This is a genomic window from Nitrosomonas sp. (assembly GCA_031316255.1).
Lineage (GTDB): Bacteria > Pseudomonadota > Gammaproteobacteria > Burkholderiales > Nitrosomonadaceae > Nitrosomonas.
In genome coordinates this window covers 3,200,411-3,217,107 of sequence record JALDQW010000001.1, presented here as the reverse complement: position 1 = coordinate 3,217,107, position 16,697 = coordinate 3,200,411, and the positions used below count along the sequence as shown (strand labels likewise).

Genomic DNA, 16,697 nt, shown 5'->3' with positions numbered 1-16,697 from the left:
CGGTCGGTGCTGGTGGATTGCGTTTATTCTCCCGGCTGCAATGTGACAGGAACTTCTATTTCCTGTTCATTACGAAGTATTCTGACCTGTATGGTATCGCCCACGCGATACCCGTCTATGATCGACAACAGTTTTTCGACAGAATCAACCAGCTTGTTATCAATGGCAATAATAATGTCTCGAGGGGTAATTTCACCATTTGATGAAATATGTGCGCCTTTGAGGCCGGCGGTATCGGCTGCAGAGCCGCGGCTGACTCCGAGAACGACAACGCCTGCTATATCAATCATGCCTGTTAGGCGTTCATTGAATTTACCGTCGACGGTAATACCCAGTGCCGGGCGAATATATTTGCCACGGCTTATCAGTTGCGGCACAACACGGTTAACGGTGTCTACAGGCACCGCAAAACCGATGCCCGCACTTGCACCGCTTGGACTGTAAATTGCCGTATTAATACCGATCAGCCGTCCTGCAGAGTCCAGTAACGGCCCCCCAGAATTTCCAGGATTAATCGCTGCATCTGTTTGAATTAAATTATCGATTGTACGGCCACCTTCACCGGGTAGCGATCGGTCAAGTGCAGATACTATGCCTGTCGTTAATGTCCAGTCCAATCCAAAAGGATTACCGATAGCAAAAACTTTTTGACCGACTTTAAGATCGTTACTGGTACCAAGCGGAACCGGTGCGGGGCGTTGAAAACCGATGCCGATTCTAAGCACGGCAATATCATGGGCTGGACTTGCGCCGACCAGCGCGGCCTTGTAATCACGGCCGTCTACCAAGCGGACAATTGCTTCACTGGCACCCTTGATCACATGAAAATTAGTAATGATATGACCATTATCATTCCAGATAAAACCGGATCCGGTTCCACTGGGTACGGAAAAAATATTTCGCGTCCAGGCATCCATAACACGTTGCCGGGTGGTTATAAACACAACCGAATCGCGTGCATTTTCAAATAATGCAATGGTGCTTTTTTCATCTTCCGCCAGATTGCCGCGTGCTTCAACAATACGCGGCGTGGCATATTCCCGCTTGCCGTCCGGTACAAAAAAATCTGAAACAAGAAAATCGGGCAGGTTGCGTAAAAATATGAGCAACAGCAGGGCTGCCATTATAATCCAGAATAAACGGGATAAAAATCGACCGTTAACGGACATATGGGTTTACTCCTTGTAGATCAACGCAATTGATTTGATCAAATTGCATGGTATTAATAAATCAGAACGGTCCGGATACTTCAAAAGTAATGCCGTCTTCATGCATGCCTGAAGTGCCTCGTTGTGAGCTGAAATACAAGCGCGAACCATCAGGGCTAAAAGCCGGACCGGTGATTTCCGATTGATCTTGATTGACGACTTGCAACAGCGGCAAAACGCCTTCCGGACTGACTACAACAATTTGCATTTTACCGCCGTCCTCGGCAACAATGAGTTCGCCATCCGCGTTGGCTGTAATATTATCCACGCCGGTCAAAGCAGGAAACAAATAATAGGACGCATTATAAACAATGCGCAGTTGCATGTTCCGGGTATCGTAAGACCAAATCCGGTTGTCGCCTTTGGTGGTAAAGTAAACGATTCCTTCGTGATACCAGATGCCTTCGCCGCCGTCGAACGGCGTACTGTGATTAACCTGGTAACGCGTGGGCATAGAGGTTGCGTGCGGATCAGGTAAAGAATGCCAATGAATTTCGCCAATTCGGCCATTGATGACTTCGGCAACCTCTAATATGCCGTTATCCAGATCTAGCTTGCCAGTCGAATCGATTGCATTGGACGTGAAACGGTAAAAGCGACCATCCGGCTTGTCTTCCGTCAAATATAACTGTTTCTGGAGGATATCAACCGCAACCGCTTCATGTCTAAATGTACCAAGTGCAGGCCTCATGCGCGGCGGAATTTTACCAAAAGGATCGCATTCCCACACTCGTCCCTTGTTAGTTTCTTCGCATGATAACCAGGTATTCCAGGGCGTGTGACCGCCTGCACAATTACGGCTGGTATTGCTCAAGATGGAATAAGCGTCAACGATTTCACCGTGTCGGTTGAAGCGCATAGCGCCGACGCCACCTTCCTTGTTCTTGAGCTCGCAATTGGAAACATAAATCCAGCCACCATCCTCTTTCACGGCAAATGTGGCGCCGCCATCAGGTGCAGCATGCCATTTATACCCGAATAGTGTTTGGCCGGAACGCGCAACAATGCGGGAACTGAATCCCCTGGGCAAACGCACGCCATTAGCATCGGGCGGCAACAGTCCACTGCTGGCCGCATGAATCAATGAAGCGGCCTGGCTTGGTACAGAAGACCAGTGGCCAGAAAAGAAAATACCTAATCCGCTGACCAGGCCGAGCTTGAGAAATTTTCGGCGTCGTTGCGCAAATATATTCATATCGGTTGAAGATAACGTCATCCGTCCAGGAGTTTTAAATTAGAATAAACGAAAACTGCTAACAGGATGTGTTGCATTATTTTAAAGCTCTTATTCTATATCCATCCCGGTTGTTCAATGTACTTTTTTGAACAATTGCACAAATGAACCTGTATAAGACCAATCCCTTTTATCCGGAGACAATTGAATTTGAATCAAGCTACATTAATTAATCTCATCAGTGGCACGCTTACTGCGTAACAGCCGGGGTCATTTTGAGAATCTTGCCGTCTTCCTCATCTGTCAATAAATAAATGGCGCCATCAGGGCCTTGTTCAACATCGCGAAACCGCAAGGTGTTTTGCAGCAGTTGTTCTTCACCTAATACTTTATCATTGCTGGCTGTCATTCTGACGAGATGTTGACCGGCCAACGCACCTATAAACAGATTGCCTCTCCAGCCCGGAAAAAGTCCGCCCGTATAAAACAACATGCCGGAAGGGGCAATAGAGGGCGTCCAGTAGTAAATCGGTTCTTCAAAGCCCTGTTCAGCATGCTCATCCTTAATGGGTATCATCGAATAATGTACGCCGTAGCTGGCTTCAGGCCAGCCGTAGTTTTTGCCGGGCTTGAGAATATTGATTTCATCACCGCCGCGCGGGCCGTGTTCATGAATCCATAACTCACCGGTCTCCGGATGTATTGCTGCACCCTGAACACTGCGGTGGCCATATGACCAGATTTCGGGTTTTGCTTTCGGATCTTTGACAAAAGGATTGTCATCGGGAATTGAACCGTCCGGCCGGATGCGGATGATGGCGCCGATATGATTTCCTGGGTTTTGGGCTTCTTTCATATGATTGCCACGGTCGCCAAGGGTGATAAACAAATTGCCATCGGGTGTGAATACAAGACGCGAACCGAAATGCTGCCCGCCGTGGGTTTTAGGGTTTTGACGAAAAATCACTTTTAAATCGCGCAAACTGTTTTCCGCGAGTTCGGCACGGGCGACAGCGGTGCTGGCAACAATACCCTCCGATGTGCTGACAGGCTCGGCATACGACAGGTAAATCAGGCGATTGGTGGCAAAATTCGGATCGAGCGCGACATCGAGCAGGCCGCCCTGTTGCTCGCTATAAACAGTGGGGACATTTTTGACTGGCTCAGAAATTTGTCCGTCGGACGTGATTATGCGTAACCGGCCTGGGCGTTCTGTAACCAGCATTTTTCCATCCGGCAGGAATGCCATACCCCAGGGGTGTTGCAGGCCGCGGGTAAGAATTTTGACATCGAACTGTGTTGCAATGCGTTGTGCATGCGCCAGGGATGTCAAAATGTAGGTACAAAAAAACAGGATAAATAACGCACCAATTTGTGTGCTTGTTTTGAATGAAGATCGCTGGAACATCTTTTCTCCTTTATTCTGGCTACACCGGTTGCAAATTATCCGGTGTGCATGTTCTTCACAACTTAACCGGGTATTGGGTTGTGCAAACCTCAATGTATCATCGTTGACAGTCAGTCTCAATACTTGATTGTCCACGCGCTAGAGTGGTGTTAGACGAATATGCAGTCCGCCGAATACATTGACCGGTGCGCCCGGCTCGAAATATCGGCCAAAGGCAGCATTGATGCGTGTATTGGCATTGTATTGTGCATCAAACAGATTGTTGATTCCAACAAACAGTGAGCCCTCCAGCCAGCGGTGGCGTGTGCGCCAGCCCATGAGCAGTTGGCCGAGATTATATGCGTTATTGGCAACCGAGTTGGTATCATTGACGAAGAACGCGCCAATCCGTTGCACATGAAACTGACCGAAAAATCCAAATGGATGCGTATAGCGCAGCAATCCTTCCCAACGGTGCCGGGGTATGCCGGGAAAGGCGTTCCCTTTAAGACTAACATCGTTGATTACATACTGTTCAAATTCAAAATCCGAGTAGGTGTAACTGACTTCTCCGCGCAGTCCTTTCCATTCCAGCGTCGCCAGCCGAGTTTCCACACCTAGACGGCTGGATTCGCCGGTATTGCGGAAAAACGCCCGCCCTGGAGAATCGGGGCGTTCAAACGGCAGAATCTCATCCCAGGTATAAATGTAAAACAACGTAGTTTCGTATTGAAATCCAAGTTGACCGCCGCGTATGCCGAGTTCCTGACTCAACGAAGTTTGCGGATCCAGGTTTGGATTGAATCCGCCTTTGCCGGATGGGTTATTGATCAATTCGGTGGTGGTGGGGGTCTCGAAAATCGAAGCAATGTTGGTGTAAATCTGATGCTGTTCATTCAGGTGATAGACCAACCCTACGGTGCCGCTGCCCTGAGACAACGTTTTATCGCCCGACTGGTTGCCGTCATCGCTGAAGGCGTCTTTTACCTTAAAATGCAACCAGTCCCAGCGACCGCCCAGCACCAGGTCTATTTTGTCCTGCACGCGCCATTCGTTTCGGAAAAAAGGCCCAACATTCTGTACGCGTTCAATCTGGTTGAGCGTCATGGCGCCGCGTAAACCGTCGTTATTATTGAACCGCTGCCGATCGTCATTCTGAACACCGTAATCTACGCCGACGATTAAACGATTGGGACGGTCAAATAAACGGTGGTCATGTCTGTATTGTAAAGCAACGCCACCCACATAACGGTCAAACTGTACCTGTCCGCCATCAAAAAAGGGCAGGTGGTTTTGAAAATCGCGGTGCAGCATATGCGCGGTGACGGACAACTCCTGATTTACAGTTGGTCTTTTGCGAAAACGAACGCCCATTTGCTCCTGATCGACGGTTTCACCAGCTTTAAATTGCAGATTTCGCGTTGATGCCTGACGAGGGTTGACCCGTATTTCTTCAAGCGTTAGACTGCCGGGATCGTTGGCTTCAGGCGAATAGAATTTCCTGAACAACAACATTAAATCCGAATCGTCGCTGATTTTGAAATTCAACCGCGCCTGCGAAAAATAATTCTGTACTGCGCTGTGGTCACGCCAGCCATTTTTTTGCAGATGCGAGCCAAACACTGTGTAATCAAAACGCTGATGGCGCCCGCCCGCAAACAATTCGGATTTGAATAACCCATACTGGCCAAAGACCTGACGTGGAGACAAAGCAAACCGTTCTGGCGCTTCACGTGTTGACATGCCGATCATGCCGCCAGAGGCGTTGCCGTACAGCGAAGCCAGTGGGCCGCGTACAATCTCCATATGATCGATAAGCGACGGGTCGATCGAATCGAGTTGTGTCTGGCCATCCGGCAGCGTCTGCGGGATACCGTCGACATGCATCTGAATCCCGCGCACGCCGAATGCCGAACGCGTACCAAAACCGCGAATGGCAATCCGCAAATCCTGGGCAAAATTAGTCTGATTCTGAAAAAAAACGCCGGGCGAGCTGCGCGCAAATTCGTCGAGTGTGACGCCGGGTTGAAAATCCTGTTGCGGGTAGCGATTGAAATGTGAAATTGAATTCGGAATTTCATTAGTTTGCCGTTCGCTACGTGTTGCAGTAATGTTAATCGGGTTGAGGATGATAGATGAAGGTAAAGTAGAGATTTCAGGCTTTTCTGCTGCAACCGGCGCTGCTAACCCGATTAAAATCAAAATGCATATCAGATAAGTGGTAGGTAATATAACGCGATAGGTTTGAGTTTGAATCGATCGAAAGGATAAATAAATCAAGTCTACACACACGTCAAAGCTAATCGCTGGAATATCAAAATGCGGGCAAGTGTATCATTAATCGGGATGATGACGCATCCATCGGAAAAACAGAGTAATCGAGGCCCAATGTTTTTAGAAGCATCTTGTTCTTCGGATTAAACCCATTTCATAGCCAACTTGGTATAATTCATGCTGATAAGCTGATCGTTTTGACGTGAAGTTGACAAACCTTTACCACTTAAAAGAGTAGCCCTTGTATGATAAAAAACATAATGATTGCTTCTTTAGCTATCTCCTTCATCTTATTTTTAGTTTTTTTTATTACCGGAGAAGGTGCGGTGTTGGCGTATATACTGATAGGGCTGTTTGTCAGTTTTGTTTGTGCGATGATAGAGTTAAGCAACCGGTAAATGGTTTGATTTTTAACATTTTTGGATGAACGTTAAAAAGTACAGCTTGTCTCTCAATTTGTTGTTTTCCTCATAGATGCCCGAATCTCATTTTTCAGAACACGCATTGCCGCGGCTTTTTTATATATATGATCCCATGTGCAGCTGGTGCTACGCGTTTACCAGGAGCTGGTCTGCGCTAAAGCAGGAATTACCCGAACAAGTTCAGATTATTTATATTTTGGGCGGACTGGCGCAGGATACTGAAGAACCCATGCCAGAAGACATGCGTGTCATGATCCAGCATACATGGCAGAAAATTGAGAAAGTGGTGCCGGGAGTCCATTTCAACTATGATTTCTGGACGAAAAATACGCCAATACGCTCCACATATCCGGCTTGTCGGGCGATTCTGGCTGCCAGAAAACAGAACCCTGTGTCAGGTCTTGATATGTTGCAAGCAATCCAGAATGCGTATTATCAGAATGCGAAAAATCCGTCTTTATCCGAAACACTTTGTGATTGCGCTGAAGCAATAGGGATCGATCGCGCATTGTTGAGCTCAGATTTGGCCAGTGAAAGTATTGAAAGTGCGCTAAAGCAGGAACTCAGTATGGCAACCAAATTACGCGCTTTTTCATTTCCGTCGCTACGAATGATGCATGAGAACAGGCTTTATCCGATTACAGTGGATTATCAGGATCATCATAAAATGCTCAGTGAAATTAACGCCGTGATAAGTGGCGATTAATGTATCCCAGTGTTTTCACATTCATTTATCAAAAATCTGCACGCGCATCAGTGCGCATAACACATGACAACACTCCTAAGAAAAACAATTTAAATTAAAGGAATTTTATGAGCAGTATCTGGTTTAAAGATTACACCGTTGAGTATCTGGAAGGTTTACGTAATGCCAATATGGGTGAACATATTGGCATCCATTTCACCGAAATTGGTCCTGATTTTCTGAAAGCGCGCATGCCGGTTGATAAACGAACAACGCAGCCCTTTGGTATTATGCATGGCGGGGCAAGCTGCGTGTTATCAGAAACCTTGGGTAGCGTTTCCGGTTGGATGACTATCGATCCCGATAAATACCGTGCAGTTGGTCTGGAGCTGAATATTAATCATATCCGGGCAGTGACTGAAGGTCATGTTATTGGAACGTGCGCACCGCTGCATACCGGACGGCGCACGCAGGTCTGGCAAACGGATATAACCGAAGAAGCCACCGGCAAACGTGTGGCAATTTCAAGACTGACGTTGGCGATTATTGACCATGGTACCCTGAGTGCACAGAAAGGGCATGTTGTGGTCGACCGAAAAGATTAAGCTGTGTCGTTTCAAAGTTTCCGTATATTGAAATTTATTGGAATTTTTAACCGGAAACATTTTGATGATCAGATAAAAGTAAATAATAAAGCCCCTCGTCAGGAGGAGCTTTTAATGATAAAACCTAAAAGATAAGTATTATTTTTGCATCGTTTTTCTGAACATGCGATCAATTTTTTCGGCAGTATCCATTGAACGTCTGTTTGCCTCATTGGCGGTGTTAACGGCATTATCCGCTTTTGCATTGGCGGAGGCAGCGTCTGACCTTGCTGATGCTACATCAGCAGACAGTCTGTCAATCTGCGATTGCAAATCGGCTCTGGCAGAATCCAGGTCACCTGTTGAAGCACATCCTGTCAAGCCAATGAATACACCGACTGTTACGATTAATGCCAATTTATGTTTAATATTTTGAGTCATCCTACTTATCTCCTTTTTCATTTTTAAAAACTTTTACAAGACAATACAATCAACCAACCTATGTAATTCCACTTCTGATCATTATTTTATCAGCAGTAACTGAATATTAGCTGATTTATTTTGTAAAATAAATGGCTTCCGCAGGGATTTTGGAAATCTTTTTGGTAAAGATTTAAGTTTTTTCCTGTTGTGTCCAAACCGGTTTGTCGGATACTGGATTTAACGGATCTTAACCATGACTCCCGGTTTTAACCATTTTCCGAGTTGATCAATTTGTTCATTTGTCAACGCGATGCATCCATTGGTCCAGTGAAATTGATCATGTATTTCAGGATCGCCGCGCCCAATGCCATGAATTCCGATATATCCACCCAGAACTGTATTTTGTGGCGGGGTTCTTTCCTGATTGGTTGCCTTCAATATGGACAACCAGGTTTCTTCAGAAATCAGGTTTTCTTCCAGTGCGCGTTGTGCAGTTTCGCGATTGGGATAGTCCAGCCCAAAGAACCGGTGATAACGGCTTTGTTCGTTGATCCAGCCGATTCTGAAATCACCAAGCGGCGTTTTATCGTCTTTGGTTATCTTATACCATGTTGTGCCGAAGCGTCCAATGGCAATTTTTTCAAACGTTTGCTGCACTTTATCGCCCTGCATAACGGTTAAGGTATGCTCGGTAGTGTTCACATCAATCCATATTTCATTGGCGCTGGCATGGAAAGAAAGAATAGATAAAAAAAACAGACCTATTGCGTTGCCTGTAAATCTCAGCAGTTTGAGCATAAAAACCGTCCAATTGTATCGATTAAGCGCTTTTGTCAATATGACCAGTGATTATGTCATAATTTGTGTATTCGAAATTTAATTTTGTGAATTAAGCAAATGTGTCTTGCTGTTCCTGTTGTTGTTGAACAACTCACTTCTGATGGTCTCGCTATCGTTAATCTGTCCGGCATACACAAAGAAATCTCGCTGGCGCTGGTTGATAACGTTGCGCCAGGAGACTATGTTATCGTGCATGCCGGTTATGCGCTGCAAAAACTCGATCCCGAGGAAGCGGAACGCACACTGGCGCTGTTCGATGAATTATCGGAACAGAATAATGAACATAAACAATCATCACTGTAGCGTATGAAGTATATAGACGCATTTCGTGATGGCGCGCTGGCACGAAAGATTTCCGCCAGGATAACAGCCGAAGTCAACCCGGACCGCGAGTATTACCTGATGGAATTTTGCGGCGGCCATACCCATGCAATATCTCGTTATGGCATCGCCGATTTGTTACCGGATAGTGTGCATATGATCCATGGTCCCGGTTGTCCGGTATGCGTCTTGCCGATGGGGCGCCTGGAGAACATGATTCAGCTCGCCCGGATGCCTGGCGTTATTCTGTGCAGTTATGGCGATTTACTGCGCATCCCCACGGCCAATGGTCACAGCCTGTTGAAAATGAAAGCGCAAGGCGCGGATATACGGATGATTTATTCTAGCGCTGAAGCTCTGAAAATTGCTCAGCAGAATCCGCAAAACCAGGTCATATTTCTGGCAATCGGTTTTGAAACCACCACACCACCGAGCGCAGATGTGATCAAACAGGCACAGGCACTTGGATTAACCAACTTCACAGTATTTTGTAACCATGTGCTGACGCCCTCTGCCATTTCACATATTCTGCAGTCACCTGAAATACGTGAATTGGGCCTGGTGCGCCTGGATGGATTTATCGGGCCGGCGCATGTGTCCACCATAATCGGCAGTGCCCCTTATGAATATTTTGCGGAAGAATTTCAAAAACCGGTGGTGATTGCCGGATTTGAACCGCTTGACGTGATGCAGGCCATCCTGATGTTGATACGGCAATTAAATAATAATCGTGCTGAAGTGGAAAATGAATTTACCCGTGCAGTTTTGCCGTTTGGCAATATAAAAGCGCAAATGCTTGTGGCTGAGGTGTTTGAATTGCGCAGGTCTTTTGAATGGCGCGGACTCGGTGTAGTGCCCTATAGCGCACTGCGTATCAAATCCAATTTTGCCGACTTCGATGCCGAACAACGGTTTGAGTTGCCGTCTTTATCGATTGCGGATAACAAAGCCTGCGAATGCGGCGCGATTTTGCGCGGTGTTAAGCATCCACGCGATTGCACAATATTTGGCACTGCGTGTACACCGGAAAACCCTATCGGTTCATGCATGGTGTCGTCCGAAGGTGCTTGTGCTGCTTATTTTCGTTATGGGCGGTTTCGTGAGGCCAATAATCATTGCAACAATAGTCATACGGTAAATCTTTGATGCAGCAATCTGGCAAGAAAAAAAAGGTTTACACACGACCGCTGGATTTTAAAAATGGTTGTGTTGAAATGGCGCATGGCAGCGGTGGGCGCGCCATGATGCAACTCATCGAGCAGCTTTTTATGCAGTCATTTGATAATGCGTTTCTGTCCCAAATGAATGATCAAGCCATTTTTCCCGGATACAGTGGGCGTATGGTGATGTCGACAGACAGTCACGTGGTTACGCCTTTGTTTTTCCCCGGTGGAGATATTGGCTGCCTGTCCGTACATGGGACTGTCAACGATGTTGTCATGTCGGGTGCTGAGCCCTGTTATTTGTCTGCCGGCTTTATTCTTGAAGAAGGATTGCCGCTTGCGGATTTGAAACGCATTGTCGAATCCATGGCCGCAGCCGCCAGGGAAATTGCCATACCCATCATCACCGGAGACACCAAGGTTGTGGAGCGGGGTAGTGGGGATGGCGTTTTCATCACAACCACGGGCATCGGTAAAGTGCCGGAAGGTATCCATATTTCCGCGGAACGGGCAAAACCAGGCGACAAAATCCTGGTTTCCGGCACAATCGGCGATCACGGTATTGCGATTATGCTGGCGCGTGAAGATTTGTCTTTTTATGGCACACTTAAGTCCGATACCGCTTCACTGCATGGCCTGGTAGCCGCAATGGTCAGAACGGCGCCGGATATCCATGTGTTGCGCGATCCGACGCGTGGTGGTATCGCGGCTTCACTGAATGAAATTGCACAACAATCCGGGGTTGGAATGATGCTTTACGAAAAATTGATACCCGTTAAAGAGCAGGTCAGTGCTGCCTGCGAGTTTCTCGGATTTGATCCATTATATGTAGCAAACGAGGGCAAACTGATTGCAATCTGCTCATCAGAGGATGCCGATAAATTATTAGCCGTAATGCATGCGCATCCGTTGGGACGGGATGCGGCCATTATCGGTGAAGTCATTGAAGATACGCACTCATTTGTGCAGATGGAAACCCGCTTTGGTGGCAAACGGATTGTGGACTGGCTGAGTGGGGGCCAGTTACCACGCATTTGTTGAGATGAAATTATTGATTTTGACGCACAGTTTTAACAGCCTCACACAACGTTTGTATGTTGAACTGACACGCCGCGATCATACGATCTCAATCGAATTCGATATCAACGATGCCGTCACCGTGCAGGCTGTCGAATTGTTTCAGCCTGAATTGATAATCGCGCCATTTCTGAAGCGGGCGATTCCAGAGAGCGTTTGGCGCAAGGTGCCCTGTTTTATCGTGCATCCCGGTATTGTCGGTGATCGTGGACCTTCTGCGCTGGATTGGGCCATGATGCATGAAAAATCAGAATGGGGCGTTACTGTGTTGCAGGCGAATGCCGAAATGGATGCCGGGGATATCTGGGCAGCAGAGACTTTCCCGATGCCATCGGTACATCTGACAAAAAAAAGCAGTCTGTACCGCCATGAGGTTGTTGACGCGGCTGTCAGTGCGGTTTTGACAGCGATAGACCGTTTCTCTTCCAGAAGTTTCAAACCGCAACCGTTGGATTATTCGCGCCCCGACGTGTTTGGACGAAAACATTTACCGATACGACAATCGGATCGCATGATCGACTGGCAACGGGATAATGCCCATTCGATCTTGAAAAAAATCAATGCCGCCGACGGTTTTCCAGGCGTTCTCGATACGATTGACGGCACTCACTGGTATCTGTTTGACGCCCATCCCGAAGTCCATCTGAAAGGCGAACCGGGTCAAATTATTGCAAAACGGCATAACGCCATTTGCCGGGCGACAATTGACAGCGCTGTTTGGATCGGCCATTTAAAACGTAAAAGCGAAAACCCGCAAGATCAGTTCACATTCAAACTGGCGGCAACACGGGCTTTACAGCACTATTCAAATACCATTTTGAATAGTGTGCCGGAAGTGTCTTGCGATCCATTTGCCCCGTCATCGAATGCAACTTACCGCGACATCTGGTTTAAGCAAAAGAATGACGTCGGTTATCTGTATTTTGCGTTTTACAACGGCGCAATGGATACCGATCAATGCAACCGGTTAAGGCAAGTCTACCTGCGAGCAACGTTACGTAAAATCAAAGTAATCGTGCTTATGGGTGGCCCAGATTTCTGGTCGAACGGCATCCATCTCAATCACATCGAACATGCCGACAGTCCCGCCGATGAATCATGGCGCAATATCAATGCCATGAATGATCTGGCGTATACTATTATTACCAATGAGCGGCAATTCACCATCACCGCTTTGCAGGGCAACGCAGGTGCGGGTGGTGTATTCTTGTCTCTGGCGGCAGATTTTGTCTATGCCCGGGAAAGTGTCATTCTGAATCCGCATTATAAAAGCATGGGTAATCTATACGGCTCGGAATACTGGACGTATCTGCTTCCCAAACGCGTTAGCCAGGAAGAAACGATTCGGCTCACACAAAACCGCTTGCCAATCGGTGCCTGTGAAGCCCGGGACATGGGCCTGGTTGATGAATGTTTTCTATTGGATAAACATGCGTTCATTGAGGCTATCGAACACAGGGCTGAACAGCTAGCACTTTCTTCGGATTATACAGCGCGATTACAACAGAAAATCCAGCAGCGTCAAAAAGACGAACAACAAAAACCGTTGCAGCAATATCGCGACGAGGAGTTGAAGCATATGCAGCTTAACTTCTACGGTTTTGACCCAAGCTACCATGTTGCCCGTTACCATTTCGTGCACAAAATCCCGCATGCATGGACGCCGCTGTATCTCGCACGGCATCGACGAATCTGAATTTTATTGATATCGATCAAAGGCTGTGCGGAAAATCACCGATTACTTACCAGTAGATTGAGACAATTGATCATGTCAATCTGTTGGAGTGATTGGTTATGCATGAGCAGAATAAACCTGATAGCACGCCAATCCAGTTGCCAAGCTATGCGATTATTGCGTTGATTTTGGGGCTGTTTGTTTTCAAGGACACCGTTTTTGAATCTTCTCGTCCAGCAATGTCAGAGACTGAAAAAAACAGCAGCGAGGATGTTCGGTCCAGATTATGGCAGGATCCATTCGAAGCAGTAGCGTTACATCGTAAAAAATTTCATCAATATCCAGATGATAATAATTACAAGATAGTTTCTGGCAGAGGAGATACCTATGCTTATCAACTGGATCAATCAATACAGCGCATTTGTTATTCAAATGATCCGAATATTCGTGCACACTCGATAGAGGAATTGCGTTGCCAGATACAATTGAACTCGGAATTTTCCAATGAAAATGAGGGTACAGGGAATTTACATGTATTAGCCGTTATGGTTCCAGGTGGACCATATGCCGAAGATCAGGAATGGCGACTACGCAGTCGGTTTGCATTGATTTCTGGACTGAATGCAGCCGGTTTTGTTCCTGAAGAAGCAGAACATATCGGTTTTGTCGATTTTTCTTCAGCATGCAAATCAGCAATTGATTCCTTTGATCATGAGAGAATTAATTTGTGTGATAAGCCAGCTTATATGCCTTATGAATGGTATAGCCCGTTATTGCCTGGTACCAGCGAACTTAATGATGGCAAATCTAAAACAACGAAAAGAATTTTGGTGCTCTGGCTGGATAACGATGTATTTTCGCGCACCGATATGCCTTTGAACATTCTCGGACGTTTAATTAACGGAATTACACATAGAGAAGGTGAAAAAAAATCTGTTAATTCTAAAGTTGCCGAATCTAAATTTAGTATTATCGGACCACAGAGTTCTAATGTACTGAAAAAGATGTTTAATGAAATCCAGAAAATTGCTGAAATCTGCTCGAATGAACCAGAAAAAAATGTATGCCAGAAACATAATTATCATGATCTGCTAACGACATTAATTTTTTCACCATTTGCAACTAAAGATGTCGAGTTGGAAATCAGTGGGAATGGCGGGAGAGCAACTGACTTTTCTTTGACTGGCCAGCCAAATAATGATTTGAAATGGCTTAAAGATAGAGTAATAAGAACAATCAGTACGAATGAGAAGCTGGCAGGGGTTTTGGTTTGTGAGCTAGCGCTTCGGGGTGTGAATTTTTTTAATCCCACTGTTGTTGATACTGGAAATGAAAAGAAAGATTGCGCTTTATCAGCATATGGTTTCAGATCACGAACAAAGAAGGAAAAAGATCATATCGTGTTGATTGGTGAATGGGACACTGTATATTCCCGGAGCTTAATTAAATCAGTAAAAGAAAAGATTAAAAAATATAGCGGTGAACAGGAAAATATCGATGAATGGGTGCACAGCTTTAATTATTTGCGTGGGATTGATGGTATTAATGCGGAGCAAGCAACACGCACCCAGACAACTAAAAAAGACGACTCTCAAAAACTGGATTCATCTCAGGAACACAGTATAAAACGGTTACGCCGTCCGACTGGTTCAAATCAATACGATTATCTGCGACGTTTAGTCGAACATCTCGAATATCTCGATAAGACTAATACAAAGAAAGGCGGAATCAAAGCGGTTGGCGTTTTGGGCAGTGATCCATACGATAAGCTTCTGATATTGCAAGCACTACATAAACGGTTTCCTCAGGCTGTCTTTTTTACAACGGATCTGGATGCAAGATTCTTGCATCCAGCTGAACTTCCTTGGACACGGAATCTGATTGTCGCATCATCATACGGCCTTAAGTTACATGAGTCATTACAGCAAGACACAATGCCTTTTCGTGATAGTTACCAGACGGCATTATATATGAGCACAAAACTGGCAATTCATTGTCGACTGGAACATTTGCCATTTTCTCCTTACTCCAAAGTAAAATGTGGTGATTCAAGTTTGCAAGAGATAATTGATAGTAAAAAACTATTAACAAATCCACGGTTGTATGAAATTGGTAACCATACAGCTGTTGATTTGAGTCATACGTCAGGGCATGGTATTCATCCTGAGTCTAAAAATTTATCCGAAAAATTAGATGCCTTGGACTTCATGTCTTTATTAGCTTTTATCACCGTGATGTCGTTTTTTTTAATTAATTTAGTTCCCAAAAATTACAGACCTATCGTTTACCTCATATTATCTGGTTTGCTTGGTGTTTTGGTCTTGTACATGATACTGCAATTGAGAGATAGCGCTATCCTACATACCTTCTCATTTACTAATGGTACGAGTACCTGGCCAGCCAATGCAATTCGGTTCTTCGCGTTAATCACTGCAATCTGGTTTTTTGTTTTTTTAAAACAACAACTGCACAAGAGTAATCAAAAAATATCGGAAAATTTTATTCCTGCTGCACAGCAGTATTCAAGTGGACATCAAACGCAAATGTCAGATGATAAAAACTGGCTGTCGTATTTATTTATAGATGCCTGGAGCAGCGGAAAAGAAAAAAGTAACAAAAGCAATACAGTGTATTTTATCGACTTATGGAACCACTATCTCAAAATGAGAGAGGTGAAACATTGTGCCTCAAGAGTAATTTTAGCGCTGCTGCTATATATAGGATGTATAGCCATATTAGGACAAACAAGTTTTTTTGAAATGTCCAGTATTCCCGCTCGTGGTGAAGCCAGTTATAACATCAATAGGTTAATATTACTTGTGGTTGTTTTGTTGTATCTGACACTAATTTTTATTATCGCGGATATCACACATTTGAGCAGTCACTTTATAATGCTATTAAAAACAGAAAATGTGATTTGGCCGAAAGAAATACAGGATACTTACATTAAGAAATACGGCACTTCAGAAAATGAAAGATTAGCCAAGAATAAATTAAAGATGGATCTGATCAGTCGTCTTGCCGGTGATGTCAACTCGTTTATTTATTATCCATTTATAATTCTGTTTTTGCTGATTTTGTCTCGTAGCCATTACTTTGATAACTGGCACTATACACCACTGCTTTTCATGATTATTTGTTTTACAGCAGTGATCGCAGTGGGTAGCGCCATCAGATTGAGGAGTGCGGCAATTAACGCTAGGGATAATTTTCTGGAGAAACTTAATTTTTGTTACTGGCAGTCAATAGCCCATGAAGCTCAACAGAAGAATGGAGAAATGCACCATGGAATCAGGTTACTGACTGAGGAAATAAAAAACCTGAACTCTGGTCCCTTCCAACCAATTGGGCGACATCCTATTGTTTTGTCTTTACTTATGCCATTGGGAAGCGTTGGGGGATTATATTTAATTGAGTATTTTCTGGCCGCAGCATAATTTTTGATAGGGTTAAATTGCCAGAAA

At 45.3% G+C, this 16,697-nt stretch carries 13 protein-coding genes; 7 read left to right on the top strand and 6 right to left on the bottom strand.

Annotated elements, in window-relative coordinates:
* Positions 1-23: 23 nt before the first annotated feature.
* The 4 genes from MRK00_14235 to MRK00_14220 form a co-directional block, all read right to left on the bottom strand.
* Positions 24-1,169, bottom strand: a complete 1,146-nt coding sequence (locus tag MRK00_14235) for a trypsin-like peptidase domain-containing protein (protein MDR4518525.1) — start codon at positions 1,167-1,169, stop codon at positions 24-26.
* Between the two features lie 61 nt (positions 1,170-1,230).
* Positions 1,231-2,424, bottom strand: a complete 1,194-nt coding sequence (locus MRK00_14230) for a PhoX family protein (GenBank protein ID MDR4518524.1) — start codon at positions 2,422-2,424, stop codon at positions 1,231-1,233.
* A gap of 208 nt (positions 2,425-2,632) precedes the next feature.
* The gene (locus tag MRK00_14225; protein MDR4518523.1) at positions 2,633-3,790 is read right to left on the bottom strand and encodes a PQQ-dependent sugar dehydrogenase; all 1,158 of its coding nucleotides are present in this window, start codon (positions 3,788-3,790) and stop codon (positions 2,633-2,635) included.
* A 138-nt stretch (positions 3,791-3,928) separates the two neighbouring features.
* Positions 3,929-5,971, bottom strand: coding sequence for a TonB-dependent receptor (locus MRK00_14220; GenBank protein ID MDR4518522.1), 2,043 nt, complete (start codon positions 5,969-5,971; stop codon positions 3,929-3,931).
* Positions 5,972-6,577: 606 nt separating this feature from the next.
* On the opposite strand from MRK00_14220, the gene MRK00_14215 reads away from it, so the two are divergent.
* Together MRK00_14215 and MRK00_14210 are read left to right on the top strand one after the other, a co-directional pair.
* Entirely contained in the window at positions 6,578-7,171 is a 594-nt protein-coding gene (locus MRK00_14215; protein MDR4518521.1) for a DsbA family protein, read from the top strand.
* Between the two features lie 107 nt (positions 7,172-7,278).
* Positions 7,279-7,755, top strand: coding sequence for a hotdog fold thioesterase (locus MRK00_14210; GenBank protein ID MDR4518520.1), 477 nt, complete (start codon positions 7,279-7,281; stop codon positions 7,753-7,755).
* Between the two features lie 138 nt (positions 7,756-7,893).
* On the opposite strand, the gene MRK00_14205 is transcribed toward MRK00_14210, so the two are convergent.
* On the bottom strand, positions 7,894-8,175 hold the full coding sequence (locus MRK00_14205; GenBank protein MDR4518519.1) for an Lpp/OprI family alanine-zipper lipoprotein: 282 nt from the start codon (positions 8,173-8,175) through the stop codon (positions 7,894-7,896).
* A gap of 219 nt (positions 8,176-8,394) precedes the next feature.
* Complete coding sequence (locus MRK00_14200; GenBank protein ID MDR4518518.1) at positions 8,395-8,955, bottom strand: L,D-transpeptidase; 561 nt, start codon at positions 8,953-8,955, stop codon at positions 8,395-8,397.
* 99 nt (positions 8,956-9,054) lie between these two features.
* On the opposite strand from MRK00_14200, the gene MRK00_14195 reads away from it, so the two are divergent.
* The 5 genes from MRK00_14195 to MRK00_14175 all read left to right on the top strand — a co-directional run bounded on the left by MRK00_14195 (position 9,055) and on the right by MRK00_14175 (position 16,670).
* On the top strand, positions 9,055-9,300 hold the full coding sequence (locus MRK00_14195; GenBank protein MDR4518517.1) for a HypC/HybG/HupF family hydrogenase formation chaperone: 246 nt from the start codon (positions 9,055-9,057) through the stop codon (positions 9,298-9,300).
* Between the two features lie 3 nt (positions 9,301-9,303).
* The gene (hypD, locus tag MRK00_14190; GenBank protein MDR4518516.1) at positions 9,304-10,464 is read left to right on the top strand and encodes a hydrogenase formation protein HypD; all 1,161 of its coding nucleotides are present in this window, start codon (positions 9,304-9,306) and stop codon (positions 10,462-10,464) included.
* A 68-nt stretch (positions 10,465-10,532) separates the two neighbouring features.
* Entirely contained in the window at positions 10,533-11,522 is a 990-nt protein-coding gene (gene hypE / locus MRK00_14185) for a hydrogenase expression/formation protein HypE (GenBank protein ID MDR4518515.1), read from the top strand.
* A 1-nt stretch (position 11,523) separates the two neighbouring features.
* The gene (locus tag MRK00_14180; GenBank protein ID MDR4518514.1) at positions 11,524-13,254 is read left to right on the top strand and encodes a hydrogenase maturation protein; all 1,731 of its coding nucleotides are present in this window, start codon (positions 11,524-11,526) and stop codon (positions 13,252-13,254) included.
* Between the two features lie 98 nt (positions 13,255-13,352).
* On the top strand, positions 13,353-16,670 hold the full coding sequence (locus MRK00_14175; protein ID MDR4518513.1) for a hypothetical protein: 3,318 nt from the start codon (positions 13,353-13,355) through the stop codon (positions 16,668-16,670).
* Positions 16,671-16,697 lie beyond the last annotated feature (27 nt).

Excerpts from the sequence above, each read along its gene's own strand:
- MRK00_14235 (MDR4518525.1), bottom strand. The coding sequence starts at position 1,169 with ATGTCCGTTAACGGTCGATTTTTATCCCGTTTATTCTGGATTATAATG.
- MRK00_14230 (MDR4518524.1), bottom strand. The coding sequence starts at position 2,424 with ATGACGTTATCTTCAACCGATATGAATATATTTGCGCAACGACGCCGA.
- MRK00_14225 (MDR4518523.1), bottom strand. The coding sequence starts at position 3,790 with ATGTTCCAGCGATCTTCATTCAAAACAAGCACACAAATTGGTGCGTTA.
- MRK00_14215 (MDR4518521.1), top strand. The coding sequence starts at position 6,578 with ATGTGCAGCTGGTGCTACGCGTTTACCAGGAGCTGGTCTGCGCTAAAG.
- MRK00_14210 (MDR4518520.1), top strand. The coding sequence starts at position 7,279 with ATGAGCAGTATCTGGTTTAAAGATTACACCGTTGAGTATCTGGAAGGT.
- MRK00_14205 (MDR4518519.1), bottom strand. The coding sequence starts at position 8,175 with ATGACTCAAAATATTAAACATAAATTGGCATTAATCGTAACAGTCGGT.
- MRK00_14200 (MDR4518518.1), bottom strand. The coding sequence starts at position 8,955 with ATGCTCAAACTGCTGAGATTTACAGGCAACGCAATAGGTCTGTTTTTT.
- MRK00_14195 (MDR4518517.1), top strand. The coding sequence starts at position 9,055 with ATGTGTCTTGCTGTTCCTGTTGTTGTTGAACAACTCACTTCTGATGGT.
- hypD (MDR4518516.1), top strand. The coding sequence starts at position 9,304 with ATGAAGTATATAGACGCATTTCGTGATGGCGCGCTGGCACGAAAGATT.
- hypE (MDR4518515.1), top strand. The coding sequence starts at position 10,533 with ATGGCGCATGGCAGCGGTGGGCGCGCCATGATGCAACTCATCGAGCAG.
- MRK00_14180 (MDR4518514.1), top strand. The coding sequence starts at position 11,524 with ATGAAATTATTGATTTTGACGCACAGTTTTAACAGCCTCACACAACGT.
- MRK00_14175 (MDR4518513.1), top strand. The coding sequence starts at position 13,353 with ATGCATGAGCAGAATAAACCTGATAGCACGCCAATCCAGTTGCCAAGC.